Below are 2,939 nucleotides of genomic sequence, written 5' to 3'. Positions count from 1 at the left end.
GACATGGAGGCCAACGGCCATTTGTCCCCGGACAAGTGGCACATCACCGCCGACGAACTCGTCGCCACCCTGGTCTCCATGATCGGGCAGCAGGCTGACCCCCGGTAGGTCGCGCACGGAACGGCACCCCGCACCCCCGCCGCAAACACCCCGACGCGCCCCCGCCCCCTTTGACGTGTGACCCGAGGACGACATCCCGGCGCACGCCACGGCAGCAGGTCCTCGACTGGCAACGCCACTACACCGGCCTGCGCGTGCTCCTCACGAGCGGTGCCGGCCTCGTCGAGATCGCGCCCGGGGTAAGCATCGCGGCGACGACATCGGGCGCTGGACCGCACGGCAAACCCGCGACTGGACCCACCTCAACGAGGAACAGCAACAGCGGGCGCTGCACCAGACACACTGAATGTCCAGGTCGTCGATCTCGGTGATGAACCGCGGCAGGGCGTTGAGCCGCCGTTCGGCCTTGCGTCAGTCGTATCCCTTGCCCCAGTACTCGACCAGCGGACGGAGCTTCGCCAGCTGCGCACCCTGGGAGCGGTCGGTCACGGCATCCTGGGAGCGGTCGGTCACGGTCTCCTTGTCGGGCCAGCGGGTCGCGCGGATACGCCGCCGCATCTCCCGCAGGTCTCCTCGGGGACCTTGATCCGGAACGGGCGGACCCCAGGGATCTGTGGGATGGTCGCGGAGGCTTGCGCCCCTGAGGAGCCGGCAGTGGCAGTGCCGCCCGCCGCCTGTGCGGTGCCGGGCATCGTCAGCTGGCTCGCGGCCACGACGCCCGCCGCCCCGGCGGCCATGCCGAGGAACTTGCGTCAGTCGGTGCCGCCGCCGTCGGAGTTGTCTTTCGTCACCATCACGGACTCTTTCTGCTTGTTCGGTTCACAATGGGTGGTCGCCGCGCCCGGTCCGGGGCAGCGGGGGCAGGCGTCGAGGGATTCGGCGCACGCGGCGGCATCGGTCACGGCATCGTCGCCAGGCGGCTTCATCCCATCGCGGTATCCCGCGCGCGACCAGTCCGGCTACCCGGCGGGAGCGGTCGTCCGGTTCGTGTGACCGAGATCTGGTCCCTCCGCCCCCGGACCGGCCTGCACCACAGCCGGCTCGACGGCGCTGGCGGGCGCCGCCGACGACGAACGGTATGCCGTTGGTATTGGCTGGGGGACGGACGGGACGACGGAGGCGTCAGCGGCACGCAGGCCGGCAGGACCTCGTAACGGCAACTCCGATTCCACGACGGAGACGGCGTCCTGGGCCCATCGGGGAGGTACCCACCGGGTGGCTGGAGGAGCTGACATATCGCTCCGGCCAAGCCGGACGGTCACGGTGTACCGGCCGACGCCCCCAGGCGCAGCGCGTTGGTGAGCTGCTCGGTGTTCATGGCGTAGGAAGGGTCGAGGGCCTGGACCAAGCGGAATACGTCGACGGTCCTCTCGTCGTCGTAGGTCACCTGGAGTTCGGCGGCCAGGGAGAGCCAGGTGGTGAAGGTCACGCCGAGTTGGGTGAGCCGGGCCAGGGCGGTGTCGTGGGCGACCTGGGTGGAGCCGGCGGTGGCGTCGACGACGACTGTCACGCCCAGCCCCCGCCGCAACGCACCCACCGCGGTGCGCAGGACGCAGCCCTCGGTGGTGAGTCCGGCGATCACCAGGTGGCATACGCCGGTCGCCTCAATCGCCGCCTCGAAGCCGGGGTGACCGAAGGCGTCGAAGGAACCGGCCCGGTGGACGAGGGGCAGGTCGCCGATCTCCCTGGCGAGTTCGGGGTAGAGGGTGCCGCGCGGGTCGCGCTCGGGGCCCAGCGTCACCACCAGCGGCGCCCCGTATCCGAGCGCCATGCGGGCCAGGGCGACGGCCCCGGTGACGTTGTCGCTGATGGACTGTGTCCGGATGAGGTTGGCGTAGCCGGTGACGTAATCGACCAGGACGAACGCGGTGTTCTCCGGGGTCCTTGCTTCGATGTTCATGGCGGTCTCTCTGAGGGTGCGGATACGACGGCAGCTATGGGTGTGCTCGGTGCGTCTAGGCGCGTTTGCGTACGAAGAGCACGGCGGCCACTGCGGCGAGGAGGGCTCCGACGGCTGGGATCAGGACGGCCAGGTGGAGCGCGGAGGTGAAGGCGTCTTCGAAGGCGGCCGTGACGTTGTCGCGGATTCCGGCGGGGACGGCGGCGATCGGGGTGCCGGAGGCTATGCCGTCGGTGATGTCCGGGGTGGCTTCGGACGGGACTCCGTGCTGGGTGAGCTGGTCCGGCAGTCGGCTGATCAGCCCGCTGGTGACGATGGTTCCCGTGACGCTGGCCCCGAGGGTGTTGCCGATCTGCCGGAAGAGGTTGACGGTGCCGCTGGCCATGCCTGCCTCGGCCGGGGGAACGCTGACGACCGCGGCGGCGGTGCTGGGCGGGAGGACCAGCGCCGCGCCCGCACCGAAGATGCCGAGGTACAGGCCGATCAGTGCTGCGGAGGTGTGTGCGGTCTGGGTGAGCATCAGCAGCGTTCCGGTGGCCGCGATCAGGGAGCCGCCAGTGAGGGTGACTTTGAAGCCGAGTCTGCCGACGACCCGGCCTGCCACGGCGCTGACCAGCAGATAGGTGCCGGTCACCGGCAGGGTGAGCAGGCCGGTCTCCAGGATCGATTCATGGCGGACACGCTGGTAGAACAGGACCTGGGCGATCGCCATGCCGACGAACGCGTACTGGGCGACCATGGCGACCAGATTGGCCGCCGTGAAGGAGGGGTTGCGGAACAGCCGCAGGTTGAGCATCGGAGTGCGGCTGCGGCTCTCGACGACCAGGAAGGCGGCGAGGACGAGAACGAACCCGGCGAAGGACCATAGGACCGCGGGGGTGCCAAAGCCAGCGTATCCGCCCTGGATGACGGCGTAGTTCAGCAGGGCGATGGCGATGACGGTCAGGGCGAGACCTGGCGGGTCCAGGTGCCGTCCGGG

Annotated in this window: 4 protein-coding genes; 1 reads left to right on the top strand and 3 read right to left on the bottom strand. The window is 69.8% G+C overall.

The window, feature by feature from the left end; genetic code table 11:
• Positions 1 to 471: 471 nt before the first annotated feature.
• Complete coding sequence (locus tag AB0N06_RS38580) at positions 472 to 627, bottom strand: epoxide hydrolase N-terminal domain-containing protein (protein WP_366139332.1); 156 nt, start codon at positions 625 to 627, stop codon at positions 472 to 474.
• An 87-nt stretch (positions 628 to 714) separates the two neighbouring features.
• On the opposite strand from AB0N06_RS38580, the gene AB0N06_RS38575 reads away from it, so the two are divergent.
• Entirely contained in the window at positions 715 to 1,053 is a 339-nt protein-coding gene (locus tag AB0N06_RS38575; RefSeq protein ID WP_366139331.1) for a hypothetical protein, read from the top strand.
• Positions 1,054 to 1,318: 265 nt separating this feature from the next.
• Here the strand turns inward: AB0N06_RS38575 and AB0N06_RS38570 are convergent, their stop codons facing one another.
• The gene (locus AB0N06_RS38570) at positions 1,319 to 1,960 is read right to left on the bottom strand and encodes an isochorismatase family protein (RefSeq protein WP_366139330.1); all 642 of its coding nucleotides are present in this window, start codon (positions 1,958 to 1,960) and stop codon (positions 1,319 to 1,321) included.
• A gap of 55 nt (positions 1,961 to 2,015) precedes the next feature.
• A partial coding sequence (locus AB0N06_RS38565) for an MFS transporter (protein ID WP_366139329.1) occupies positions 2,016 to 2,939 on the bottom strand: 924 nt, incomplete at its 5' end.

The organism is Streptomyces sp. NPDC051020 (assembly GCF_040683105.1).
Taxonomy (GTDB): domain Bacteria; phylum Actinomycetota; class Actinomycetes; order Streptomycetales; family Streptomycetaceae; genus Streptomyces.
Note: the sequence above shows the minus strand (reverse complement) of the source record. Positions and strands in the feature narration are given on the sequence as shown.